Consider the following 24,212-nt stretch of genomic DNA (forward strand, 5'->3'; position numbering starts at 1 on the left):
GAAAGGCGAGACCTGGACGCACCTCGAGGTGTTCAAGGAGCACTACGCCAGGAGCCTCGACGTGCGCGGGGAGGTGCGTCCGGAACCGGGCACCTCGGCCGGGCAACTGTGAGACGATCGGCCGATGCGCCTCGGGTTGCACGCCCTCGGGATCGGTACCGGCGCTCGCCGCGCCGTGATCGACGCGGTCGCGGTCGCCGCCGAGAACACCGGATTCGCCACGCTGTGGGCAGGCGAGCACGTCGTGATGGTGGATCGGTCGGCGTCGCGGTATCCGTACGCGGACGACGGAAAGATCGCCGTTCCCGCCGTTGCGGATTGGCTCGACCCGATGATCGGGCTGAGCTTCGCCGCCGCAGCCACCCACACGATCGGTGTCGCCACCGGGATAGTGCTGCTGCCCGAGCACAATCCCGTGCTCATGGCCAAGCAGGCGGCGACGTTGGATCTGATGAGCGGTGGCCGGTTGACCCTCGGTGTCGGCATCGGCTGGTCCAGGGAAGAATTCGCTGCGCTCGGCATTCCGTTCGAGCGCCGCGGCGAGCGCGCCGCCGAATACGTCGCCGCGATGCGCACGCTGTGGCGTGACGATGTCGCGACGTTCGACGGCGAGTTCGTCCACTTCGACTCGATCCGCGTGAACCCCAAACCCGTGCGCGATCGCCGGATTCCGGTCGTGCTCGGCGGTAACAGCGACGCCGCGCTCCGCCGGGTCGCGGCGTGGGGAGACGGCTGGTACGGGTTCAACCTGAACGGCGTCGACGCCGTCGCCGAACGGATCGAGGCGATCCGCGCACTGTGCCGCGACGCGGGGCGCGAACCGGCCGGTGTGCACCTGGCCGTTGCCCTGCGGGAAGTGGACCCGTCCCACGTCGATGCCCTGGTCAGTGCGGGCGTCGACGAACTCGTCCTCGTCGAAGCACCACCCGGGGATCCCGGTGACGCCGCCGAGTGGGTGGCGGCCCTCGCACGCCGCTGGATGCCAGCGATCGGCTGAGCGCTCGACTCCCTTCTTGACAGCCCTGGCCAGGGGTTTCCTCGTGAACATTCGCCGCGGGGTGGCGAGTTGTCCACAACGTGGGCTCCATCCACAACCCAATGTGTTCGCCCAGTTCGAGCACTTCCTCCGGAATCCTGGTCGGCCACGGTGGTGCGAGGGGCGCGGTTCGCATCGGTGGGCCGCCGCGGGACGGGGTGGAGGCTGCTGTGGCGCACAATCTCGCGCTTGGTGCACATGGAGAGGATCTGGCCGCCCGGTATCTCACCGAGGCGGGCATGGAAATCGTCGACCGCAACTGGCGATCCCGATACGGCGAGGTCGATCTCATTGCGGCGGAGGGGGACTGGCTCGTCTTCGTCGAGGTGAAGACGCGGCGCGGCCTGGGATACGGCACTCCCGCCGAGGCAGTCACGTTCTCCAAGCAGCGACGGATCCGACTGCTGGCGGTGGAATGGTTGCGGGAGTCGAGCCGGCACTGGTCGCGGGTGCGGTTCGACGTCGTCGCCATCATGATCGGGCACGGCCCGCAACCACAGATCGAGCACGTCCGGGACGCGTTCTGATGGCACTGGGGCGCGCGCATTCGGTTGCGGTGACCGGGGTCGACGGTCAACTCGTCGAGATCGAGGCCGACATCGGCCGGGGGCTTCCCGCAGTGCACCTGGTCGGGTTGCCCGACACCGCGCTGTCGGAGGCACGCGACCGGATCAGGGCCGCGGTCGCGAATTCGGGCGAGGAATGGCCGGATTCGAAGGTGATCCTCGCGTTGTCGCCTGCGACCCTGCCCAAGGTGGGGTCGGTCTACGATCTCGCGCTCGTCGCTGCCGTGCTCGACGCGGCCAAGCAGGTGAAGCGGCAGCGGTTGCGCGAGACCGTTCTGCTCGGCGAATTGGCGCTGGACGGGCGCCTCCGATCGGTGCGCGGGATCCTGCCCGCGGTGCTTGCGGCGAAGAATGCGGGATGGGCCACTGTGGTGGTCCCCGTGCAGTCGTTGCCCGAGGCGGGACTGGTCGGCGGTGTCGAGGTGCTCGGCGCGCACGATCTGAGGGCGGCGATCGCGTGGCTGCGGGAGGAACGTGATCTCGAGTACCCCGAGCCGGCGCAGTGGGTCGCGCAGCCGGTGCGCGCCGATCTGAGCGAGGTGGTCGGTCAGACGGAGGCCCGCTGGGCCATCGAGGTGGCGGCGGCGGGAGCGCACCACCTCATGCTCACCGGCCCACCCGGCGTCGGGAAGACGATGCTGGCGCAACGTCTTCCGGGGGTTCTGCCGCCGCTCACCGAGAGCGAATCGTTGGAGGTGACGGCAATCCACTCGGTGGCGGGGCTCCTGCCGCCCGAGCGCCCCCTCATCGACGTGCCGCCGTTCATCGCACCCCACCACACCGCGTCGGTGAGTGCACTGGTCGGCGGCGGCAGCGGTGTCGCGAAACCCGGTGCGGTCAGTCGCGCCCACCGCGGGGTGCTGTTCCTCGACGAGTGCGCCGAGATCGGAACCAAGGTGCTCGAGGCTCTGCGGACCCCTCTCGAGGACGGGGAAGTGCGTATCGCGCGACGGGACGGGGTCGCCCGGTACCCGGCGCGTTTCCAGCTGATCCTCGCGGCCAATCCGTGCCCGTGTGCGCCGCCGCGGGAGGCGGACTGTGTGTGCGCACCAACCGCTCGGCGACGCTATCTCGGGAAGTTGTCGGGACCTCTGATGGACCGCGTGGACCTGCGGGTGCGGATGCAGGCCGTCGCGACCGGGGCGTTCATCGACGACGTCGGCGAGAGCACCGAGGATGTGCGGCAGCGGGTGGCCGAGGCGCGCGCCGCCGCCGGCGAGCGGTGGAGCGACTACGGATGGCGCACCAACGCCGAGGTGCCCGGCCCGGCCCTGCGGCAGAAGTTCCGGTTGGCGCGCCCGGCGCTGGCGCCGGTGGAGCGGGCGCTGCGCAAGGGGCTGATCACAGCCCGAGGGGCCGATCGTGCGCTACGGGTGGCGTGGACGGTGAGCGATCTGGCCGGGCTGGGCATGCCGGGCCCGGAGCAGGTGGTCACCGCGCTGGGATTTCGTGATCGGAGCTTTCAATGACGGTGGAAATACGAAGTGACGCAGACGATCCGAGCGGAGTTCACGATCCGCGCCGGTTGGCGTGGGCGTATCTGTCGAAGGTGGTGCAGGGGCCGTGTCCGGCGCTGTACCGACTCGTGGCGGAGGTGGGGCCGGAGGAGGCTGCGCGGGCCGTGCGGGAGCGGGATCTGTCGGACGTGCTGGGGGAGCGCACGGTGGCCCGTGCCCACGTGGACACGGCCGCGGACGATCTCGCACTGATGGCGGGGATGGGTGGCCGGCTCGTGACGCCGGACGACGACGAGTGGCCACAGTGGAGGCTCCTCGGTTTCGGGAATCTGTCGCGGTCGCGGAACGAGGGTCCGCCGCTGGCGTTGTGGGTGCTCGGTTCGCGCCCGGTGGCCGAACTCACCGATCGGGCGATCTCGATCGTGGGGACACGGGCGGCGAGTGGGTACGGGGAGCACGTGACGGCGGAGATTGCGGGTGATCTTGCGGTCGACGGGTGGACGATCGTATCGGGCGCGGCGTTCGGGGTCGATGGCGCCGCACATCGCGCAGCCCTGGGTGTCGGGGGCCTGACGGTGGCGGTGCTGGCATGTGGTGTGGATCGCGCGTACCCGGCGGGGCATGCGCGCATGTTGCGGCAGATCGCGCAGAACGGTGCGGTGATCAGTGAGTACGCGCCGGGCACGACTCCCGCGAAACACCGGTTCCTGGCGCGGAACCGGTTGGTGGCGAGCCTGTCCGACGGGGTGGTCGTGGTGGAGGCGGGCTGGCGCAGCGGCGCCAGGAACACCGTGAGCTGGGCGCGCAAACTGGGGCGTCCGGTGATGGCCGTGCCCGGTCCGGTGACGTCGGCGTCGTCGACCGGATGCAATCGGATGATTCGAGAGGGTGAGGCACGGTTGGTCGCGAACGCTGGCGACGTGGTCGAGGAGGCCGGGCCGATCGGACTGCGGGACGGCCCCGAGGTGGCCCGCGATCTCGACGCGCTGTCGGGCGACGCCCTGCTGGTGTACGAGGCGCTGCCTGCCGCCGGACCGCGCGGGGTCCGGGAACTGTCCGAACTGTCCGGGGTCGCGATCGAGCAGGTCCGCGCCGTGCTCCCGCTCCTCGAGATGGAGGGTTTCGTCGGCTCCGACGACACGGGATGGTCCCGGCAGCGGTGAGACGGGGCGGGTCCGGGGCGCGCGACCCGATGCGTTCTCAGGCGTCGCCGATGCTCCGCGCGTGCTGGGCCTCGACTTTCGCCCATTCCGTGCCCCGGTAGTTGGCGAGGCGCAGTTCCTCGGCTTCGTCGAACGTGTACCACTCGGTGCTGGGGCGGTCCGGCAGGACGCCGCGCAGGTACTCGCCGAGATAGTGCAGGGGACCTTCCCAGCCCGTTCCGACGCCGTAGCAGCCCGTGTCCGGGTCGTTGCGGAAGACGTCGGCGACGGACGCGTGTTCCAACTCCAGCCACGTCGCGTCCGGACCGTCGGCGGTCAGCCGGACCTCGACCTGGTCGCTGTACCCACGGTCGCCGGGCGGCGTCCACTGCAGCCGCAGCAGATGCGGGGCGTCGCAGGCCAGGATTTCCCCGCTGGCCTGGCCCTGCAGCGCGAAGGAACCGCCCGCGCGCAGTTCGCCGCTGAGCGGGAGGAAGAAGCGGTCGACTCGGTCCGGGGTCGTGATGGCATTCCAGACGTCGTCGATCGGCGCGTCGTAGCGTCGTCTGAGCACAGCCGTTCGTGCCGAGCCCTCGGCGATCTCGCGGTTACCCATGCTCCGCTGCACTGTCGTCAGGCTGGTGTCCTGACCGGCGATCTCGTTCACTGTCGGTCTCCTTCTGTCGATGAATCGGGGTGCGCGGATCGGCTCGGCCGGGCGTCCTGACGACTCCCGCGGGCGAGTTCGGTGGCCAGGGCGTCGAGCGGCTGGCTCCAGAACCGGCGGAACCCGTCGAGCCATCGATCCACCTCCTGCAGCGGCGCAGGCTCGACCGCGTAGAGACGCCTGGTGCCTTCGCGACGGACGGTGGCGAACCCGTTCTCCCTCAGCACGCGCAGGTGCCCGGACACTGTCGGCTGTGAGATCCCGAACTCTGCGGCTGCGACTTCGGTCACCTGACCGGCCGAAAGTTCGCCCTCCGACAGGAGTTCCATGATCCGCCGGCGAACGGGGTCGCCGAGTACGTCGAACGCGTGCATCTTCCGTTTATATCGGCTCTCGCCAATATAGGCAAGGGCCGAAGAATTTCAGAGGGGAAGACTGGTCGTCGCGCTTCGGCCAGCTGAAAGGGTGAGTTGAACCGACCGATCGGCGACGAGGTGGAGTAGAAACGTCTCTGGAACGCACCTCACAACATTCGATGCCCACAGGTGGATCAGCGTCACGTAAGGAGTGAGATATGGGGTCAGCCGAGGATTTGTGGCGGAACTTCGTCGCGCAGGTGTTGAACCTGTTGTTCGCGTCCGGCTCGTAGACGACTCCGGCTGCCGCCGGCAGTCTCTCCTGTACCGTAGTTAGGTAACACTAACCAACTTGAGTTCATTGGAGAGATGCCTGTGGCAAAGCCGATTGCAACACTGACCGTGCTCCGGACCGAATGGCTGACGCCGCACATGGTGCGGGTAATCCTCGGCGACCCCGGATTCGACAGCTTCGTTCCCAACGCCTTCACCGACGCGTACGCGAAACTCGAATTCGGAAGCCCCGAAGCGCCTGTTCTGCGCACCTACACGATCCGGTCCGTCGACCCGGTGACGCGTGAGATCGCCATCGACTTCGTGGTCCACGGCGACGCCGGTGTCGCCGGACCGTGGGCGGCGTCCGCGGCGGCCGGTGACGTCCTGACGTTGCGCGGCCCCGGTGGGGCGTTCGCACCGGACCCGGCGGCCGACTGGTACCTGCTCGCGGGCGACGAGACCGCAATCCCCGCCATCTCGGCGTCCGTCGAGAAACTCGACGCGTCGGCGGTGGGGAGGGTCATCATCGAGGTCGCAGGCCCGGACGACGAGATCGCCTTCGACTCGCCCGCGGGCGTCGACGTCACGTGGATCCACCGCGGCGACACGGCGGACCGGATCGGGGAAGAGGCGTCGGGAGGCAACGCCCCCCTCGTCGCGGCGGTCCGCGACACCGAATGGCTGCCCGGAGACGCGCAGGTGTTCATTCACGGTGAGGCGCAGGCCGTGATGCAGAACCTCCGCTCCTACGTGCGCAACGAGCGGGGCGTCCCCGCTTCGGCCGCGTCGATCTCCGGATACTGGCGCCGCGGTCGCACCGAGGAAGGCTTCCGGGTGTGGAAGTCCGAACTCGCCGCGAGTGAGGGTGCCTCCCGCTGACACGCTGACCCGCCGCGGCGGACGCGCTACGAGGTGTGCGTCGGCCGCGTCAGCACCAGCAGCGACAGCATGGCCACGGCTCCCGCCGAGGGGATCGCGACGGTCATCGGCACGGCACTGTCGGGTCCGGCGATGCCGACGAGCGGCGAGACCACCGCGGCGAGCCCGAACTGGCCGGCCCCGAGGAGTGCGGACCCGGTGCCGGACGCCTTCGTGACCTCGCCCTGAGCCAGGGCCGTCGCGTTGCCCATCACGAAACCGATGCTCGACACGGAGACGAACAGCGGGATCAGGATCGCCCACCAGGACGGCGAATCGATCGTTGTCGCGGCGAGCAGCAGCACCACACCCGCCGTCAGGAGCAGCGTCACCCCGAAACGCAGCAATTGCCGGGCATGGAACGTGCCCACTAGTCGCGTGTTGACGATCGCGGCACTCACCATCCCCGCGGCGTTCACCGCGAACACGATCGAGAACTGTCCCGGACTGAGGCCGAGGACGTTCTGCACGACGAACGGCGACGCGGAGATGTACGAGAACAGGGCGACGAACCCGAACATGAATGTGAACGCGTAACCCAGGTAGACGCGGTTGCCGACGACGTAGTGCAGGTTGCGGACGAGGGCGGTGAGCCCGCCGCCGTGCCGGTTCTCCGGGGGGAGCGTCTCCGGGACGAGGATCAGCACGCCCGCGAACATCGCCACCCCGGCGGCGGTGAGGACCCAGAAGATCCCTCGCCAGCCGACCGGCCCGAGGAGGGCGCCGCCGAGCAGCGGCGCGACTACCGGTGCGACCCCGCCGATGATCATCATGATGCTGAAGAGCCGGGCGGCGCTGTCTCCGCGGGCCCGGTCGGCGATGCAGGCGCGCGCGAGCACGATCGCCGCACCGCCGCTCAGGCCCTGGAAAAGTCTTGCGGCGATGAGGTTTTCGACGGTCGGGGCGAGAGCGCAGGCCATCGCGGCGAGGGTCGTCACGACGGTCGCGCCGATCAGCAGGCGGCGACGTCCGAGACCGTCCGACAACGGTCCGATCACGAGCTGGCCGATCCCGAGCCCCGCCATGAACGTGGTCAGTGTCAGCTGCACGCTCGGCGCCGACGTGTTCAGGCTCTCCGTCATCAGGGGGAGGCCGGGGAGATACATGTCGGTGGCCAGTGGGGCGATCGCGGACAGTAACGCCAGAACACACAACATCGGGATGGAGATCGTTCGCTGCACAAAAGAACAGTAGCGGCGCGACTGCTCGATTTTTGCCCCGCCCGAGTCGGCTGTTGCCGCGATGAGCAGCGACCTTCCGGCAGCCCGCGCTCGCGACGGAAGGTTCCGGGCAGGCTGCGTGCGGTGCACGATCAGGCACATTCCCGGGCCTGATCCGGTTTGGTAGCGTCGCCCCACGAATCTGCAGTTGTTGCTGCACTATCCCGGGGGAACAGTGGACCGCGAAGACTTGACTCGACCGCAGCCGTCGTGGCTGAACGACGGTGGCGGCGCCCCGGTGGGCGATGCCGCGGCGGACCCGTGGGGACAGCAGTCCTGGGACGATCCCGCTCCGGCGCCGAGTCAGCATCAGGTGACCAATCAGGATCTGGTGGCGGATGCGCTCCTCAAGCGGGCGCGCAAGGCGCCGAGTCGGGGATGGCGGCGCGGACTGCACCGGCTCACCGGGGGAACGGTGAACCCGGGGGAGTCGGCGGGGGAAGCTCGTGACGCCGCACTCCTCGACCGGATCCGGCAGCCGATCCAGGGGGACTACCGAATTGCGTTCCTGTCCTTGAAGGGCGGCGTCGGGAAGACGACGACCACGATCGGGCTCGGATCGACGTTCGCGTCGTTGCGCGGCGACTGCGTGATCGCCGTCGACGCCAACCCCGACTTCGGGACGCTCGCGCAACGGGTGCCCCTGCAGACAACATCGACCGTCCGTGACCTCATCGCGGCGGAGCCGGACATCCGGCGCTATTCGGACGTGCGGGCTCACACGTCGCAGGCGCCGAGTCGCCTCGAGGTGCTCGCGAGCGAACAGGACCCGGCGATCTCCGAGGCGTTCAGCGAGGACGACTACCGGCGAGTCATCGACATCCTGCAGGTGTACTACAACATCATCCTCACCGACTGCGGCACCGGCATCATGCATTCGGCGATGAACGGCGTTCTGCAACTCGCCAATTACCTGGTGCTGGTGAGTTCGCCCGCGATCGACGGCGCCCGCAGTGCCGCCGCCACGCTGGACTGGCTGCAGCACCACGGTTACGGGCACCTCGTGTCCCGCACCGTCGTCGTGATCAGTGCCGCCCGGCCGGGCTCGAGCATGATCGACATGACGGAACTGACCAACCATTTCCTGCTCCGGTGCCGGGCGGTGAAGGTGGTGCCGTTCGACGAGCACCTCGCCGAGGGTTCGGTGGTGGATCTGGATCTGCTGCGTCCCGAGACGCGCAAGGCGTTCGTCGAACTCGCCGCGATGGTCGCGGACGACTTCCCGGAATCGGCGGGCAGACACGCTGTCGCCGAGTGGCGCTAGCCGCCGACAGGTTCGAGCCGTACCGGCGCCACCCGGACGAGTCCGAGTGGGTCGAGGTATTCGCGGTCGCGGCGCAGACCCCAGTGCAGGCACGCGGCGACGGGAGTGATGCAGCCCGGGTGCCCGGGTTCGAGTGTGCCGAGGACGGTGCCGCGGCCGACGCGCAGCCCGGGGGTGACCCGGGCGGTCACCGGTTCGTACGTGGTGCGCAGCCCTCCCGGGTGGTCGACGGAGACGACGGGTTTGCCCGCGACCGTGCCTGCGAACACCACGATGCCCGCGCCCGCGGACAGCACCGCCTCGTCGGGGACGCCGCCCAGATCCGCGCCGCGATGGCCGGGAAGCCAGTCGTGTTCGGGATTGTCGAACGCCCGCACCACCCGCGGCCGCGGGTGCAGCGGCCAGTCGAAGTCGCCGGTCGGTGCGGCATCGGCGGGCGGGCCGAGGAGAGCCGCGGCGGTCAGGAGGGTCGTCGCCGTGACCGCCGCGGTCAGGACCCGCAGGATCGCCCCGAACTTCGTCATGGCTCGACGATCCCGCACGTCGGGGCGGAAATCGGGCGGCGGCCGACATTGTGGATGGATTCCGTTTCGTCCACAGATTCCCTGCAGCCCTTGCACGGATGGCGCGGGTGTGTCAGGGGCGGTTAGGGCGTGGGGCGTCGAGGCCGTACACTGATCGAGCGGTCTGTGTTCGCACAGTCCGACTTCGCGCGTCCGCGCAGTGTACGGATCGTCGGCTGGTCTCGCATTTCGATGTGAGTCCGACGATTCACGGGCGCCAGGGCGGAACGTCACCGACGTTCGGCATCAACCGGCAATGAAAGAGAGATACACAGCCATGGCTGTCGTAACAATGAAGCAGCTGCTGGACAGCGGCACGCACTTCGGTCACCAGACCCGTCGCTGGAACCCGAAGATGAAGCGATTCATCTTCACCGACCGCAACGGCATCTACATCATCGACCTGCAGCAGACGCTGACGTACATCGACAAGGCGTACGAATTCGTCAAGGAGACGGTTGCCCACGGCGGCACCGTCCTCTTCGTCGGCACCAAGAAGCAGGCCCAGGAGTCCATCGCGGCCGAGGCCACTCGCGTCGGGATGCCCTACGTCAACCAGCGTTGGCTCGGCGGCATGCTCACCAACTTCACCACCGTCCACAAGCGTCTTCTCCGCCTCAAGGAGCTCGAGGCGATGGAGCAGACCGGTGGCTTCGAGGGTCGCACCAAGAAGGAAATCCTCATGCTCACGCGTGAGATGACCAAGCTGGACCGCACTCTCGGTGGTATCCGCGACATGGCCAAGGTCCCCTCCGCGGTGTGGGTCGTCGACACCAACAAGGAGCACCTGGCGGTTGCCGAGGCTCGCAAGCTGAACATCCCGGTCATCGCGATCCTGGACACCAACTGCGACCCCGACCTCGTCGACTACCCGATCCCGGGCAACGACGACGCCATCCGCAGCGCCGCCCTGCTCACCAAGGTCGTCGCCTCCGCGGTGGCCGAGGGCGTGCAGGCCCGTGCCGGACTGAGCTCCGACAAGGACGCGAAGCCCGAGGCCGGCGCCGGTGAACCCCTCGCCGAGTGGGAGCAGGAACTGCTCTCGCAGGCAGCGCCCGCAGCGGAGGCCGCTCCCGCAGCTGAGGCACAGGCGGCTCCGGCTGCCGAGGCCCCCGCAGCAGAGGCTCCCTCCACCGAGGCCTGATCCGATGCAAACGGCCCTGACCAAGAGATCTTTGGTCAGGGCCGTTTCACGGTCTGCCCCGAGTACTACCCTGACTTACGTCCCAACAGACATATGAGGAGGCTCGCTCACCATGGCGAACTACACCGCCGCTGACGTCAAGCGGCTCCGCGAGCTCACCGGCTCCGGAATGATGGCCTGCAAGAACGCTCTCGCTGAGGCCGAGGGTGACTTCGACAAGGCTGTCGAGCAGCTGCGCATCAAGGGCGCCAAGGACGTGGGCAAGCGTGCCGAGCGCACCACGGCCGAGGGCCTGGTCGTTTCCAAGGACGGCGTCCTGCTCGAGCTCGACTGCGAGACGGACTTCGTCGCGAAGAACGAGGACTTCCTGAAGCTCGCCGAGTCGATCGTCACGGTCGCCGCCGCAGCGAAGCCCGCTGACGTCGACGCCCTCAAGGCGCTCGAGCTCGACGGCAAGACGGTCGACACCGTCATCCAGGAGCAGTCCGCGAAGATCGGCGAGAAGCTCGTCCTGAGCAAGATCGCCTCCTTCGACGGACCGGTCGCGGTCTACCTGCACAAGCGCAGCGCCGACCTGCCGCCCGCCGTCGGCGTCCTCGTCGAGTACACCGGTGAGGGCGACGCTGCTGCGGAGGCCGCTCGCGGCGCCGCCATGCAGGTTGCGGCGCTCAAGGCCAAGTACGTCACGCGCGACGAGGTCCCCGAGGACATCGTCGCCAACGAGCGTCACATCGCCGAGGAGACCGCTCGCGCCGAGGGCAAGCCGGAGCAGGCTCTGCCGAAGATCATCGAAGGCCGCGTCAACGGCTACTTCAAGGACGTCGTGTTGACCGAGCAGTCCTCGGTGCAGGACTCCAAGAAGTCCGTCAAGGCGATCCTCGACGAGGCCGGCGTGACCATCAAGCGCTTCGTCCGCTTCGAGGTCGGTGCTTCGTAGGAAGTCGTGTGAGTCGTATGGCCCCGTCGGACGAGTGCGCTCGCCCGGCGGGGCCTACGTATACCGCCACCGTCCTGATGAGGCAGGATGAGGATGGCCGTCTGAATGGGCCGGGTAGCCGCATGGGTGCGCTCGGCCGCTGTCGAAATCGACGAGTGCTGTGGAACTGAGGAGAGCAATGTCCGAACCAGCCAACGAACGTACGGGATTCCATCGAGTCCTTCTCAAACTCGGCGGAGAAATGTTCGGTGGTGGCAAGGTCGGTCTCGACCCCGACGTGGTGACCAAGGTCGCGGAGCAGATCGCGGAGGTCGTGCGATCCGGGGTGCAGGTGGCGGTGGTCATCGGCGGCGGCAACTTCTTCCGTGGTGCGGAACTGCAGCAGCGAGGTTTGGACCGCGCGCGTTCCGACTACATGGGCATGCTCGGCACGGTCATGAATTGCCTTGCTCTGCAGGACTTCCTGGAGAAGGAGGGCATCGACAGCCGCGTGCAGACGGCGATCACCATGGGGCAGGTGGCGGAACCGTACATTCCGCTGCGCGCCCAGCGTCACCTCGAGAAGGGGCGCGTCGTGATCTTCGGCGCCGGCATGGGCATGCCGTACTTCTCGACCGACACGACCGCGGCGCAGCGGGCCCTCGAGATCGGCGCGGAGGTGGTATTGATGGCCAAGGCCGTCGACGGTGTGTTCACCGCGGACCCGAACCTCGACCCGAACGCGACGATGTACACGCAGATCACGCACCGTGAGGTCATCGAGCAGGAGCTGAAGGTGGCCGACGCGACGGCCTTCAGCCTGTGTATGGACAACGAGATGCCGATCATGGTGTTCAATCTGCTGACCGAGGGGAATATCGCTCGGGCGGTGTCCGGTGAGAAGATCGGAACGCTCGTCAAGTCATGACGCGCGTGCCACGCTCGACACAGGGTTTTCTCGAAACAGAGGCAGTGACGAATCGATGCAGAACGACATGGAGGAACAGCCGTGATTGATGAAGCTCTCTTCGAAGCCGAGGAGAAGATGGAGAAGGCTGTCACGGTGGCCAAGGACGATCTCGGATCGATCCGCACGGGCCGCGCGAATCCTGGCATGTTCAACCGCATCGGAATCGACTACTACGGCGCGTTCACCCCGATCACGCAGCTTGCCAGCATCAACGTGCCGGAGGCGCGACTCGTCGTCGTCAAGCCGTACGAGGCCTCGCAGCTGAACGCCATCGAGACGGCGATCCGGAACTCCGACCTGGGCGTGAACCCGTCCAACGACGGAAACCTGATCCGCATCTCCGTTCCCCAGCTCACCGAGGAACGCCGCCGCGAACTGGTGAAGCAGGCGAAGTCCAAGGGCGAGGACGCGAAGGTGTCCGTGCGCAACGTGCGCCGCAAGGCGATGGACGAGCTGTCCCGGATCCAGAAGGACGGCGAGGCCGGCGAGGACGAGGTCGGGCGGGCCGAGAAGGAACTCGACAAGACGACCGCCCGGTACGTCGCGCAGGTCGACGAACTGGTGAAGCACAAGGAAGCCGAGTTACTGGAAGTTTAGTCACGAGACGAGGAGTGGATCGGGGACAGTGACCGTGCCAGCAGAACACGGGACCCCAGGGGGACCCATCTCCGAGGGCGACCCCTCGGGACCGGTCTCCGAGGGGAAACCCGCGCCGGAGGCGGCCACGGCCGCGAAGTCCAAGGCCGGGCGTAACCTCCCCGCGGCGATCGGCGTCGGCGTCGGACTCGGTGTCGCGCTCATCCTGATCCTCGTCTACGTGCCCCTGGTGTGGATCGGGGTGGTCGCGGTCGCGATGGCCGTCGCCACGTGGGAGGTCACGAAGCGGCTCCGCGAGTCCGGCATCAGCGCCCCCCGGATCCCGCTGATCGCCGGGGGACAGGCGATCCTGTGGCTCGGGTGGCCGTTCGGTCCGGTCGGAGTGCTCAGCGCCTTCGCGGGCACGGTCCTGGTCTGCATGGTCTGGCGCCTGTTCGACCACGGGTTGAAGGCGGCGCCGCAGAACTTCCTCCGGGACACGGCGATCACCGTGTTCGTGGCGTCCTGGATTCCGTTGCTGGCGTCGTTCGCCGTGCTGATGGTGCTGCAGGACGACGGCGCCGGGCGGGTGCTGTGCCTGATGATCGGCGTGGTCTGCTCCGACGTCGGTGGTTATGCGGCGGGTGTGCTGTTCGGCAAGCATCCGATGGTGCCGGCGATCAGCCCCAAGAAGTCGTGGGAAGGGTTCTTCGGTTCGCTGCTGTTCTGCGTGATCGGAAGCCTGCTGACGGTCACGCTGATCCTCGACGAGAACTCGATGATCGGTGTGCTTCTCGGCGTCGTGCTGGTGGTCACCGCCACGCTCGGCGATCTCATCGAATCCCAGGTCAAGCGCGAACTGCGTATCAAGGACATGGGCACGCTGCTTCCCGGGCACGGCGGGATCATGGACCGTCTCGATTCCCTGCTGCCGTCGGCGTTCGTGACGTGGCTGGTGCTCACGGTCCTCGTGTGACCCCGCTGTCGTGACCATTCCCAGCCCGAACATCTGGCACTGGCCGGAGTGGTACGAGGTGGAGAATCGTGCCCAGGACGTGGACGGGGCGATCTTCCGGCATCTGCGCGGGGCCGTGGACTGGACGGGCGGCATCGTCGCCGACGTGGGCTGCGGCACCGGTTTCCATCTCCCGGTCTTCGCCGAGTCCGCGGCCACGGTCTACGGCATCGAACCGCATCCGCCACTTCTGGAACGGGCCCGCGCCCGCGTGGGACACCTGCCGAACGTCCGCGTGCTCGCCGGCTCGGCGGAGGGCATCCCCCTGGGCGACGCGACCGTCGACATCGTGCACGCGCGGACCGCGTATTTCTTCGGCCCGGGCTGTGGCCGCGGAATCCGCGAGGCGATGCGGGTGCTGCGCCCGGGCGGCGCACTGGTCGTGGTCGATCTCGACGCGACGGCGCACCCCTACGGGGAGTGGATGCGCATCGACCTGCCGCAGTACCACCCCGCGGCTGTGGAGGCCTTCTTCGCGGCGCAGGGGTTCGACCTGGCCCGAGTCGAGACCCGATGGCGCTTCCCGAACCGGGAAGCGCTGCGCGCAGTCCTCGGCATCGAGTTCACGAAGAAGACGGCGTCCACCGCATTCGCGCAGACGCCCGGCGTGGCTCTCGACGTGCGCTACCGCGTGCACGTTCGCCGAAAGCCCGCCGGGCTGGAATTGCTCTGACCGGTGTCGTTAGCGCGATGCGATGTGGAAGAGCTTCGCGAGCGCGTTGATCTTCTTGGCCTTCGCCAGCTTGGGGAGGTCGCTGCCGTCCCGCACCCGGGAACCGTCCTCGCCGAGGTCCGCGATCACGTCCCGCGCCCATTCGGCCTCGGCAGGGGACGGGCTCAGCGCGTCGTTGACCGGCGCGGTCTGCGCGATGGTCATGCACAGTTTCCCGGTCATGCCCATCGACAGGGTGAGCGCCGACGCGCGGACCAGGGCGTCGACGTCGGTGCCGAGGGTGGGGCCGTCGATCGGCGGTGCGATCCGGGCGGCCCGGCTGGCGACCGTCAGCCGGGAGCGCGGATACGCCATCGCCAGCGGTGAGTCGTCCATGCCGGTGTCGCGACGGAAGTCGCCGCTGCCGAACGCCAGGCGGAAGGTGGCCTCGGTCCGGGCGATCTCGGGTGCGGCCTCGAGTCCCATCGCAGATTCGACGAGGGCGAGCACCTTCGTGCCCTCGGGGAGTCGCTCGGCGGTGGCGTCGACCTGCATCCCGCTCTCGGTCTTGGCGAGCATGACGCCCTCGAGTCCGGGCACGCCGTGCAGGGCTGCCAGGTCGTCCGCCCAGTAGGGGGTGGTGGCGTCGTTGATCCGCACCCATGCGCGGCGGTTCTCGCCGAGCCAGGCGACCACGTCGGCCCGGGCCCGGGGTTTGCGATCGGGAGTGACGGCGTCCTCGAGGTCGAGGATCACCGCATCGGCGGCGCTGGTGTGGGCCGCCTCGAACCCCTCGGGTTTGCCGGCGGGAACCAGCAGCCAGGATCGTGCTTGTTCAGCCGCGATGCGCGGTGCCACAGTCGTCTCCATGTCGGCCTTCACAGTTGTGCCGTTCCGGTGATATCCACGACAGTAATTCTGCTCGCAGGGGGTCGTCGCAATCCACTTGCGTAACTATTGTTCAGTTAGAAATTACTGTTCAGACGCCGCTGCCGGTTCGCGGCCCGCCGGATCTGGATGATGCGGACACCGCCCGCGAGGGCCATGATCACCGCGCCCGCGATCGCCGCGAACAGCAGAGTGACGCCCAGCGGGAGCGTGAAATCCCAGGCGAACAGTTCGAGGGTCACGCTGTCGAGGTTCTGCAGAATGAACACGAGAAGCAGTACCAGAACGACGATTCCGATCACCAGACCGGTCCAGGTGGCACCCACCCGCGTGTGCTTGATGCCCTTGCGGCGGGCGACGTCGGGATGCTCGGTGCCTGCCGGTGACGTGTCGGGCTGTGTCGGGTCCGTGGGTGCCGCTCCGGTACCGGGACCACGACCGGCCGGGACGTCCGGTGGGAAGTTCGAAGGGTCGTCCGGTGTTGTCGACATGAGTTGATCTTCACCCACCTGGGCGGGTTCCGCATGCGCATCGGGCGGCGAAACAACGTCGATCAGGCATCCGCACGACAACGACCCCCGAATCAATGGGACAATGGAGAAACTATGGCTGTCTCGCTTCCCCTCGTTTTCACCGCGCCCCGGCGTGGGATGCCCCCCAAGCATCTCGCGGACCTCGACTCCACCGAGCGGCGGGAGGCCGTCAAGGAGCTGGGTCTGCCCGGGTTCCGGGCCGACCAGCTGGCCCGTCAGTACTACGCGCGGCTCGAGGCGGATCCGGAGAAGATGACCGACCTTCCCGCCGCCGTGCGCGAGCAGGTGGGTGCGGCGCTGTTCCCGACGCTGCTCACCGCCGTCAAGCACCTGGCGTGCGACGGCGGCGACACCCGCAAGACGCTCTGGAAGGCGAATGACGGGACGTTGCTCGAGAGCGTCCTCATGCGCTACCCGGACCGTGCGACGCTGTGTATCTCCAGTCAGGCGGGGTGCGGAATGGCGTGCCCGTTCTGCGCGACCGGGCAGGGCGGGCTGCAACGCAACCTGTCGACCGCCGAAATCGTCGACCAGGTGCGTGCCGCCGCGGCCGCGCTGCGCGACGGCGACGTCCACGGCGGCCCCGGCCGGTTGTCGAACGTCGTGTTCATGGGCATGGGGGAGCCGCTCGCCAACTACAAGCGCGTGGTCGCCGCCGTCCGCCGCATCACCTCGCCCGCCCCCGACGGTCTCGGGTTGTCGCAACGCTCCGTGACGGTGTCGACGGTGGGGCTGGCGCCCGCCATCCGCAAGCTCGCGGACGAGGACCTCAGCGTGACGCTCGCCGTGTCCCTGCACACCCCGGACGACGAACTGCGCGACACCCTGGTCCCCGTCAACAACCGCTGGTCGGTGGCGGAGGTCCTCGACGCCGCCCGCTACTACGCGGACAAGTCCGGCCGCCGGGTCTCCATCGAGTACGCGCTGATCCGGGACGTGAACGATCAGCCGTGGCGCGCCGACCTGCTGGGCAAGAAACTGCGCAAGGCGCTCGGACCGCTGGTACACGTGAATCTGATCCCGCTGAACCCCACACCGGGCAGTGAGTGGGATGCGAGCCCGAAGCCGGTGGAGAAGGAATTCGTCCGGCGCGTGCTGGCTCAGGGGGTGTCCTGCACGGTGCGCGACACCCGCGGCCAGGAGATCGCCGCCGCCTGCGGGCAGCTCGCCGCCGAGAACTGAGCGTCCGCCGCGCAGGCCGATACGACGAAACCCCTCGTCCCCGAGTGATCGGGACGAGGGGTTTCGTTCGTGGTCCGGTGCTACCGGGGCTTGCGCCGCAGGACGATGTCACGAATGAGGATGAAGAACATCACGGCTGCGCAGCCGATCAGCCACAGGTCCTCGACGAAACCCCTGTGGTTTCCGATGATCATGAGCAGCAGGAACACGGCGAAGAACCATCCGAAGAACCGGAACGTCTTCGGCGCCTCACCGCTCCAGCCCCATGCTGCCGACGGGACCTCCGCGGTGTCGATGTGTGCGGCCACGATGGGGTCACTGGACGAGGGCTCCAACTGGGTACCGGCCACGATCGATCCTCCTGCAGATTCGGTTGCGCTACTCGACATATCGTGACATACGACCGCCCGTCGTATGTAGTGGGCCCATCCGTGGCGGGCGGTCCGCATTTCATCAGGAACAATGGGTGGGTGGATGAAAACAGGCCCACCCGCGTCCTGCTGCTCGGCAGCACAGGTTCGATCGGCACCCAGGCGTTGGAGGTGGTGGCCGCCAACCCGGACAAGTTCACGGTGGTGGGGCTCGCCGCCGGCGGCGGAAACGTCGAATTGTTGGCCCGGCAGATTCGCGAGACGGGTGTGTCGTCCGTCGCAGTCGCGGATCCGCGCGCGGCCGCCGCGCTGGATCGGCCCGGGGTGCTGAGCGGACCGGACGCCGTCACCGAACTCGTGCGGACCACGGAAGCGGATGTCGTGCTCAATGCACTGGTCGGTTCGCTGGGCCTGGAGCCGACCCTGGCCGCGCTCGAGTCCGGTGCGCGGCTCGCGCTGGCCAACAAGGAGTCGCTCGTCGCAGGCGGACCCCTCGTGACGGCGGCCGCGGCGCCGGGGCAGATCGTGCCGGTCGACTCCGAGCACTCCGCGCTGGCCCAGTGCCTGCGTGGCGGCAGCGCGGGCGAGGTGGACCGCCTGGTCCTCACCGCCTCGGGCGGGCCGTTCCGCGGCTGGACGGCCGAGCGGCTGGAATCGGTGACACCCGAGCAGGCCGGCGCCCACCCCACGTGGTCGATGGGGCCGATGAACACGCTGAACTCGGCGACCCTCGTCAACAAGGGGCTCGAACTGATCGAGACCCACCTCCTGTTCGGTGTCGACTACAACCGGATCGACGTCACCGTCCACCCGCAGTCCATCGTGCACTCGATGGTCACGTTCACCGACGGCTCGACGCTCGCGCAGGCCAGCCCACCCGACATGAAGCTCCCGATCGCGCTGGCCCTCGGCTGGCCGCACCGGGTCGCGGGCGCCGCCGCGGCCTGCGACTTCAGCACCGCGTCCACCTGGGAGTTCGAGCCACTCGACTCGCAGGTTTTCCCTGCCGTCGACCTCGCCCGCGAGGCAGGCAAGGGTGGGGGATGCCTCACCGCCGTGTACAACGCTGCGAACGAGGTCGCGGCTCAGGCATTCTTGGACGGGATCATCCGGTTCCCGCGCATCGTCCGCACCGTCGCCTCCGTGCTGTCCGAGGCGGACGAGTGGTCGGCGCCACCGGCTACCGTGGAAGACGTACTGGCCGCCGACGGCTGGGCACGTGAGCGAGCACGTCAGCTCGTGAAGCAGGAAGGCTAAGAACTGCATGGTGTTCGCAGTGGGCGTTGTTCTCTTCGCCCTCGGGATCGCGTTGTCGATCGCACTTCACGAAGCGGGGCACATGTGGGTGGCGCAGGCCACCGGCATGAAGGTCCGCCGGTACTTCATCGGCTTCGGACCCAAGATCTTCTCCTTCCGCCGCGGTGAGACCGAGTACGGGCTCAAGGCGCTCCCGCTCGGCGGGTTCTGCGACATCGCCGGAATGACGGCGCTGGACGAACTCGAACCGGACGAAGAAGACCGGGCCATGTACAAGAAGCCGACCTGGAAGCGCCTCGCGGTGATGTCCGGCGGCATCGGCATGAACTTCGTCCTCGGCCTCGTGCTGGTCTACGTCCTCGCCGTCGGCTGGGGGCTGCCCGATCTGAACCGGTCCACCGACGCGGTCGTCGGGTCGGTCGGGTGCGCGGCGCCGACTCAGGGTCCCGGCCCCGACTACGCCCTGTCCGAGTGCAGCGGCCCGGGCCCCGCCGAGCAGGCGGGTGTCAGGACCGGCGACGTCATCACCGCGGTCGACGGCAAGGACACACCCACATTCGCCGACGTGGCCGCCGCGACCCGTTCGCTGTCCGGTCCCGTCGACTTCACGATCGAGCGGGACGGCGAGGAACTGACGATCGTCGTCCCGGTCCAGCAGGTGCAGCGCTGGGTGCAGGAGAAGGGCGAGACCGAACCGCACGAGGCGACGGTCGGTGCGATCGGCATCGGCGCGACCCCGAGCGTCGTCGAGCACTCGGCCCTCTCCGCGGTTCCCGCGTCGTTCGAGTTCACCGGCGACATGTTCGCGATGACCGCCGAGCGGATGGTGCAGATGCCGAGCAAGGCGGTCGACCTGTGGCACGCCGTGACCGGCGGCGAACGGGACCCGGAGACCCCGATCTCCGTGTACGGCGCCAGCGTCATCGGCGGTCAGATCGCCGAACAGGGCATCTGGGAAGCGTTCGTGCTGCTGCTCGCGAGCCTGAACTTCTTCCTCGGAATGTTCAACCTCCTGCCGCTGCTGCCGCTCGACGGCGGACACATGGCGGTCACGATCTACGAGCGGGTCCGGGACTGGTTCCGCAGCAGGCGTGGACTTCCGCGCGGCGGACCCGTCGACTACATGAAGCTTCTGCCCGTCACCTATGTGGTGATCGTCATAGGCGGCGCATACATGCTCCTCACGCTGACCGCAGACATCGTCAACCCGATCAAGCTCTTCCAGTGATCGTTAAACTCGGACTTGAAGCTACGAAAGAAGGCACCCACGTGACCAGCCCTGTCGGATTGGGTATGCCCGAAGGCCCGGCCGCCGTTCTCGCACCTCGCCGCAAGACTCGCCAACTCCAGGTCGGATCTGTCGGCGTCGGCAGCGACTTCCCGGTATCCGTGCAGTCGATGTGCACCACCAAGACCCACGACGTCAACGCCACGCTGCAGCAGATCGCCGAGCTCACGGCGTCCGGTTGCGACATCGTGCGCGTCGCCTGCCCGCGGCAGGAGGACGCCGACGCGCTCGCGACGATCGCGAAGAAGAGCCAGATCCCGGTCATCGCCGATATCCACTTCCAGCCGCGGTACATCTTCGCGGCCATCGAAGCGGGCTGCGCGGCCGTCCGCGTGAACCCCGGCAACATCAAGGAGTTCGACGGACGCGTCAAGGAGGTCGCGAAGGCGGCAGGCGACGCAGGCATCCCGATCCGCATCGGCGTCAACGCCGGATCCCTCGACCCGCGGCTGATGCAGAAGTACGGCAAGGCCACGCCGGAGGCGCTCGTCGAGTCCGCGCTGTGGGAGGCGGGACTGTTCGAGGAACACGGGTTCGGCGACATCAAGATCTCGGTGAAGCACAACGACCCGGTGATCATGGTCGAGGCCTACCGGCAGCTCGCGGCGCAGTGCGACTACCCGCTGCACCTGGGGGTGACCGAGGCCGGTCCCGCGTTCCAGGGCACGATCAAATCGGCGGTGGCGTTCGGCGCACTGCTGGCCGACGGCATCGGCGACACCATCCGGGTGTCGCTGTCCGCCCCGCCCGCCGAGGAGATCAAGGTCGGCACGCAGATCCTGCAGTCGCTGAACCTGCGGCCCCGGAAGCTCGAGATCGTGTCCTGCCCGTCGTGCGGGCGCGCCCAGGTCGACGTGTACACGTTGGCCGACGAGGTGACCGCCGGACTCGAGGGCATGGAGATCCCGCTGCGCGTGGCGGTCATGGGTTGTGTCGTCAACGGTCCCGGTGAGGCCCGCGAGGCCGATCTGGGTGTCGCGTCCGGCAACGGCAAAGGCCAGATCTTCGTCAAGGGCAAGGTCATCAAGACGGTGCCGGAAGCGCAGATCGTCGAAACGTTGATCGAGGAAGCGATGCGAATCGCCGAGGAGATGGAGGGCGATGCGACGTCCGGATCTCCCGTGGTGACGGTCAGCTGACCCGGCGCCCGCAGCGGGCAATGAAACGTCTCCCGTTTCCGGCGAGTTCGTGGCAATCTGGTGGGCAGGTCCACTAGCTGACAAGGTTGGGTAGATGCTCAAGCTCCTCGGTGCCAAACAGTTGAGCAGTCGGGACGCAGCACACGTGCTCCGCGTTCTCGACGCCGATCCTGTCGCCGCCTGCATGGTTGCCGCTCGCGTAGAAGAGGGCGGTATCGATCCCCGGATGATCCACGGAGAGTTGTGGAGTCGGGGCGGGCCGCTCGAATCGTTGTGCTTCTCCGGTGCGAATTTCGTGCCGCTGCGCGGCAGCATCGACGACATGCGGGCGTTCGCCGACCGCGCCTGTCGCACGCCGCGCATGTGCTCGTCGCTGGTCGGGCGGGCCGAGTTGACGTTGCCGTTGTGGGAGATGCTCGAGCTGGATTGGGGGCCTGCCCGCGAGGTCCGGGCCGATCAGCCGCTGCTGGCGCTGGCGAGTACCCCGCAGTGCCGCCCGGATCCGTTGGTCCGGCAGGTGCGGATGCACGAACTCGAGCAGTATCTGCCTGCCGCGGTCGCGATGTTCATCGAGGAGGTCGGCATCGACCCCCGCGCCAACGACGGCGGTCGAGGGTACCGGCGCCGCGTCGCCAATCTCATCGCCGCCGGCCGCGCGTGGGCGAGATTCGAGGACGATCAGGTGGTGTTCAAGGCCGAGGTCGGTTCGGTGTCCGCGCGGGTCGGGCAGATCCAGGGAGTCTGGGTGCACCCGATGTACCGCGGACACGGGTTCGGTGCGGCAGGCACCGCGACGGTCGCGGAGGCCGTCATCGCGGAGGGCCGCATCGCCAGTCTCTACGTCAACAGTTTCAACACGGCGGCCCGCAGCGCGTACGCACGCATCGGCTTCAGGCAGGTCGCGACGTTCGCCACAATTCTCCTGGACTGACGCGCTGGCTCGCCTACCGTGTCGGCAGCGTCCGTCGACATAGCATGGGCGGCGATGAACCTGCGGCCACACTCTCGCTCCCGCGTCGTCCAGTCGATCGCCCTCTGCGGCGCCGCTGTGCTGACGGTGGGTCTCGTCGCGTGCACACCGAGACCGGACGGTCCGGAACCGGCCGCGCAGGCGTTTCTGACGGCGTTCGCCGAACAGGATTCGGAGCAGGCCGCCGACCTGTCGGATCGCCCGGACGCCGCCCGCCCCGCCCTCCAGTCCGCGTGGACGTCGCTCCAGGCCGAATCGCTCGACGCCCGGACGACGGACGTCGACGTCAGCGGGGACACGGCGACTGTCGGGTACACCTACGAATGGCACCTGCCGAAGAACCGGGTCTGGACGTATTCGGGTGAACTGCAGATGGGGCGGCGCGGCGGCGACTGGGCCGTGCGGTGGAGTTCCACCAACGTCCATCCCCGGCTGGGGGACCGGCAGACGATGTCGCTGCGGTCCACCGCCGCCCCTCGGGCTCGGGTCAACGAGCACTCCGGTTCGGACGTCCTCGTCCCCGGCGTGGTGTACCGGGTGAAGTTCGATGCGGCGCAGTCGGGCAACGTGATCGGCAGCGCCCAGTCGCTCGCGTCGGCGCTCGTCACGTTCGACAACACGCTCACCGCGCAGTCGATCGCCGAATCGGCGACGGCGGTCAAGGGCGACTACCTCGTCACCCGATTGCGGTCGGACGACTACGAACAGGTCGCCGGTGTGCTCGGCGCCATTCCCGGAGTGAGCGTGTCCGACGAGGCGGACCTCGTGGCCACCGACCGGAACTTCGCACCGGATCTGGTCGGTCAGGTGAAGAAGACCGTGATCGACGAGGTCGACGGCAAGGCGGGCTGGAGCGTGGTGACGGTCAACCAGAACGGGGTGGACACGGACGTGCTCACCGAGACGGCGCCGCAGACCTCCCCGTCGTTCTCGATCAGCCTGGACCGTCCCATCCAGATCGCCGCGCAGAACGCCGTCAATGCCCGCACCGACCAGACCATGATGGTCGTCATCCAGCCGTCGACCGGCGACGTGCTGGCCGTCGCGCAGAACAAGGCGGCGGACAAGGACGGACCGGTTGCGCTGACCGGCCTGTATCCGCCCGGTTCGACGTTCAAGATCATCACCGCGGGCGCCGCGATCTCCTCGGGCATCGCGACACCCGACACGATGGTGCCGTGCCCCGGGCGCATCGAGATCGGTGAACGCAGCGTCCCCAACTACAACGAATTCGCGCTCGGCACCGTGCCCATGGCGACGGCGTTCGCTCGTTCGTGCAACACGTCGTTCGCGAAACTCGCCAGCGAGATGCGGCCCGACGCGCTGACGGTCGCGGCGTCGCAGTACGGAATCGGGCCCGACTACGAAGTGGTCGGCCTGCCCACCGACTCGGGTTCGGTGCCGCCGGCCGAAGACCTGGTGCAGCGAACAGAGGACGGGTTCGGGCAGGGCAAGGTGGTGGTCAGTCCGTTCGGGATGGCGTTGGCCGCGGCGACCATCGCACACGGTACGACCCCCGTGCCGCGGTTGATCGCGGGGCGGGAAACCAAGATCGACGGGGAGCATCCGCCGATCAGCCCGGAGATGGTCGACGGGCTGCGCGGCATGATGCGCCTCGTGGTGACGAGCGGTACCGCCGAGCGGATCGAAGATCAGGGCGAGGTGTACGGCAAGACCGGTGAGGCCGAGGTCGAGGGCGGCTCGCACGCCTGGTTCGTCGGATACCGTGGCGATCTGGCGTTCGCGACGCTGGTGGTGCGCGGCGGCAGTTCCGACAACGCCGTCGCCGTCACCCGCGACATGTTCGCGGCCCTGCCCGAGGGGTACTGACCCCGCCGCTGTCCAC

25 protein-coding genes are annotated in these 24,212 nt (G+C 68.2%); 18 read left to right on the plus strand and 7 right to left on the minus strand.

Annotated features, from left to right (window positions below):
* Positions 1–124 precede the first annotated feature (124 nt).
* From MLGJGCBP_RS25650 to dprA, 4 genes are all read left to right on the plus strand, one after another.
* A complete protein-coding gene (locus MLGJGCBP_RS25650; RefSeq protein ID WP_160098893.1) occupies positions 125–997 on the plus strand; it encodes an LLM class F420-dependent oxidoreductase in 873 nt (290 codons plus the stop codon).
* Between the two features lie 209 nt (positions 998–1,206).
* On the plus strand, positions 1,207–1,563 hold the full coding sequence (locus MLGJGCBP_RS25655; protein WP_087556533.1) for a YraN family protein: 357 nt from the start codon (positions 1,207–1,209) through the stop codon (positions 1,561–1,563).
* Complete coding sequence (locus MLGJGCBP_RS25660) at positions 1,563–3,071, plus strand: YifB family Mg chelatase-like AAA ATPase (protein WP_160098895.1); 1,509 nt, start codon at positions 1,563–1,565, stop codon at positions 3,069–3,071. Before MLGJGCBP_RS25655 ends, MLGJGCBP_RS25660 begins: the two co-directional genes overlap by 1 nt.
* Entirely contained in the window at positions 3,068–4,222 is a 1,155-nt protein-coding gene (gene dprA / locus MLGJGCBP_RS25665) for a DNA-processing protein DprA (RefSeq protein WP_160098897.1), read from the plus strand. The genes MLGJGCBP_RS25660 and dprA overlap by 4 nt, the downstream gene beginning before the upstream one ends.
* A gap of 37 nt (positions 4,223–4,259) precedes the next feature.
* Here the strand turns inward: dprA and MLGJGCBP_RS25670 are convergent, their stop codons facing one another.
* Together MLGJGCBP_RS25670 and MLGJGCBP_RS25675 are read right to left on the minus strand one after the other, a co-directional pair.
* On the minus strand, positions 4,260–4,868 hold the full coding sequence (locus MLGJGCBP_RS25670; RefSeq protein WP_160098899.1) for an SRPBCC domain-containing protein: 609 nt from the start codon (positions 4,866–4,868) through the stop codon (positions 4,260–4,262).
* A complete protein-coding gene (locus MLGJGCBP_RS25675; RefSeq protein WP_087556529.1) occupies positions 4,865–5,242 on the minus strand; it encodes an ArsR/SmtB family transcription factor in 378 nt (125 codons plus the stop codon). Before MLGJGCBP_RS25675 ends, MLGJGCBP_RS25670 begins: the two co-directional genes overlap by 4 nt.
* Before the next feature lie 351 nt (positions 5,243–5,593).
* On the opposite strand from MLGJGCBP_RS25675, the gene MLGJGCBP_RS25680 reads away from it, so the two are divergent.
* Positions 5,594–6,379 (plus strand): siderophore-interacting protein, encoded by a 786-nt coding sequence (locus MLGJGCBP_RS25680; RefSeq protein ID WP_442972123.1) that lies wholly within the window; start codon positions 5,594–5,596, stop codon positions 6,377–6,379.
* Between the two features lie 26 nt (positions 6,380–6,405).
* Here MLGJGCBP_RS25680 and MLGJGCBP_RS25685 read toward each other — a convergent pair whose 3' ends face one another.
* Positions 6,406–7,575: a multidrug effflux MFS transporter gene (locus MLGJGCBP_RS25685; RefSeq protein ID WP_160098903.1), complete on the minus strand. Its 1,170-nt coding sequence runs from the start codon at positions 7,573–7,575 to the stop codon at positions 6,406–6,408.
* A gap of 301 nt (positions 7,576–7,876) precedes the next feature.
* On the opposite strand from MLGJGCBP_RS25685, the gene MLGJGCBP_RS25690 reads away from it, so the two are divergent.
* Positions 7,877–8,902, plus strand: coding sequence for a MinD/ParA family ATP-binding protein (locus tag MLGJGCBP_RS25690; protein WP_160099041.1), 1,026 nt, complete (start codon positions 7,877–7,879; stop codon positions 8,900–8,902).
* On the opposite strand, the gene MLGJGCBP_RS25695 is transcribed toward MLGJGCBP_RS25690, so the two are convergent.
* Positions 8,899–9,426 (minus strand): M23 family metallopeptidase, encoded by a 528-nt coding sequence (locus tag MLGJGCBP_RS25695; RefSeq protein ID WP_236581361.1) that lies wholly within the window; start codon positions 9,424–9,426, stop codon positions 8,899–8,901. The two genes, MLGJGCBP_RS25690 and MLGJGCBP_RS25695, sit on opposite strands and share 4 nt — an antisense overlap.
* 316 nt (positions 9,427–9,742) lie before the next feature.
* Between MLGJGCBP_RS25695 and rpsB the strand changes: the two genes are divergently transcribed.
* The 6 genes from rpsB (at position 9,743) to MLGJGCBP_RS25725 (ending at position 14,759) form a co-directional block, all read left to right on the plus strand.
* A complete protein-coding gene (gene rpsB / locus MLGJGCBP_RS25700) occupies positions 9,743–10,609 on the plus strand; it encodes a 30S ribosomal protein S2 (RefSeq protein ID WP_015890299.1) in 867 nt (288 codons plus the stop codon).
* 112 nt (positions 10,610–10,721) lie between these two features.
* A complete protein-coding gene (tsf, locus tag MLGJGCBP_RS25705) occupies positions 10,722–11,546 on the plus strand; it encodes a translation elongation factor Ts (protein WP_072937822.1) in 825 nt (274 codons plus the stop codon).
* Between the two features lie 178 nt (positions 11,547–11,724).
* Entirely contained in the window at positions 11,725–12,453 is a 729-nt protein-coding gene (gene pyrH / locus MLGJGCBP_RS25710) for a UMP kinase (protein ID WP_087556526.1), read from the plus strand.
* 81 nt (positions 12,454–12,534) lie between these two features.
* Positions 12,535–13,092, plus strand: coding sequence for a ribosome recycling factor (gene frr / locus MLGJGCBP_RS25715; protein ID WP_015890301.1), 558 nt, complete (start codon positions 12,535–12,537; stop codon positions 13,090–13,092).
* Between the two features lie 28 nt (positions 13,093–13,120).
* Positions 13,121–14,047 carry a phosphatidate cytidylyltransferase gene (locus MLGJGCBP_RS25720; RefSeq protein ID WP_087556525.1) on the plus strand — a complete coding sequence of 309 codons (927 nt, stop codon included), beginning with the start codon at positions 13,121–13,123 and terminating at the stop codon, positions 14,045–14,047.
* 10 nt (positions 14,048–14,057) lie between these two features.
* The gene (locus MLGJGCBP_RS25725) at positions 14,058–14,759 is read left to right on the plus strand and encodes a class I SAM-dependent methyltransferase (RefSeq protein ID WP_160098905.1); all 702 of its coding nucleotides are present in this window, start codon (positions 14,058–14,060) and stop codon (positions 14,757–14,759) included.
* A 9-nt stretch (positions 14,760–14,768) separates the two neighbouring features.
* Here the strand turns inward: MLGJGCBP_RS25725 and MLGJGCBP_RS25730 are convergent, their stop codons facing one another.
* Both MLGJGCBP_RS25730 and MLGJGCBP_RS25735 read right to left on the minus strand, forming a co-directional pair.
* Positions 14,769–15,620 carry an HpcH/HpaI aldolase/citrate lyase family protein gene (locus tag MLGJGCBP_RS25730; RefSeq protein WP_179220155.1) on the minus strand — a complete coding sequence of 284 codons (852 nt, stop codon included), beginning with the start codon at positions 15,618–15,620 and terminating at the stop codon, positions 14,769–14,771.
* Between the two features lie 83 nt (positions 15,621–15,703).
* Entirely contained in the window at positions 15,704–16,117 is a 414-nt protein-coding gene (locus tag MLGJGCBP_RS25735; protein WP_160098907.1) for a LapA family protein, read from the minus strand.
* 114 nt (positions 16,118–16,231) lie between these two features.
* Here MLGJGCBP_RS25735 and rlmN point away from each other — a divergent pair, with 114 nt between their 5' ends.
* Complete coding sequence (rlmN, locus tag MLGJGCBP_RS25740) at positions 16,232–17,341, plus strand: 23S rRNA (adenine(2503)-C(2))-methyltransferase RlmN (protein WP_087556523.1); 1,110 nt, start codon at positions 16,232–16,234, stop codon at positions 17,339–17,341.
* A gap of 80 nt (positions 17,342–17,421) precedes the next feature.
* Here rlmN and MLGJGCBP_RS25745 read toward each other — a convergent pair whose 3' ends face one another.
* Complete coding sequence (locus MLGJGCBP_RS25745; protein WP_072937825.1) at positions 17,422–17,691, minus strand: DUF2631 domain-containing protein; 270 nt, start codon at positions 17,689–17,691, stop codon at positions 17,422–17,424.
* A 120-nt stretch (positions 17,692–17,811) separates the two neighbouring features.
* On the opposite strand from MLGJGCBP_RS25745, the gene dxr reads away from it, so the two are divergent.
* From dxr to MLGJGCBP_RS25770, 5 genes are all read left to right on the plus strand, one after another.
* On the plus strand, positions 17,812–18,969 hold the full coding sequence (gene dxr / locus MLGJGCBP_RS25750; protein ID WP_160098909.1) for a 1-deoxy-D-xylulose-5-phosphate reductoisomerase: 1,158 nt from the start codon (positions 17,812–17,814) through the stop codon (positions 18,967–18,969).
* Between the two features lie 7 nt (positions 18,970–18,976).
* On the plus strand, positions 18,977–20,197 hold the full coding sequence (locus MLGJGCBP_RS25755) for a M50 family metallopeptidase (protein WP_087556521.1): 1,221 nt from the start codon (positions 18,977–18,979) through the stop codon (positions 20,195–20,197).
* A gap of 41 nt (positions 20,198–20,238) precedes the next feature.
* Complete coding sequence (ispG, locus tag MLGJGCBP_RS25760) at positions 20,239–21,396, plus strand: flavodoxin-dependent (E)-4-hydroxy-3-methylbut-2-enyl-diphosphate synthase (protein ID WP_072937829.1); 1,158 nt, start codon at positions 20,239–20,241, stop codon at positions 21,394–21,396.
* A 94-nt stretch (positions 21,397–21,490) separates the two neighbouring features.
* Positions 21,491–22,327 carry a GNAT family N-acetyltransferase gene (locus MLGJGCBP_RS25765; RefSeq protein ID WP_087556520.1) on the plus strand — a complete coding sequence of 279 codons (837 nt, stop codon included), beginning with the start codon at positions 21,491–21,493 and terminating at the stop codon, positions 22,325–22,327.
* 54 nt (positions 22,328–22,381) lie between these two features.
* Positions 22,382–24,196 carry a penicillin-binding transpeptidase domain-containing protein gene (locus tag MLGJGCBP_RS25770; protein ID WP_201453196.1) on the plus strand — a complete coding sequence of 605 codons (1,815 nt, stop codon included), beginning with the start codon at positions 22,382–22,384 and terminating at the stop codon, positions 24,194–24,196.
* Positions 24,197–24,212: the final 16 nt, after the last annotated feature.

The sequence above is a fragment of the Rhodococcus sp. T7 genome (assembly GCF_009872365.1).
Lineage (GTDB): Bacteria > Actinomycetota > Actinomycetes > Mycobacteriales > Mycobacteriaceae > Rhodococcus_F.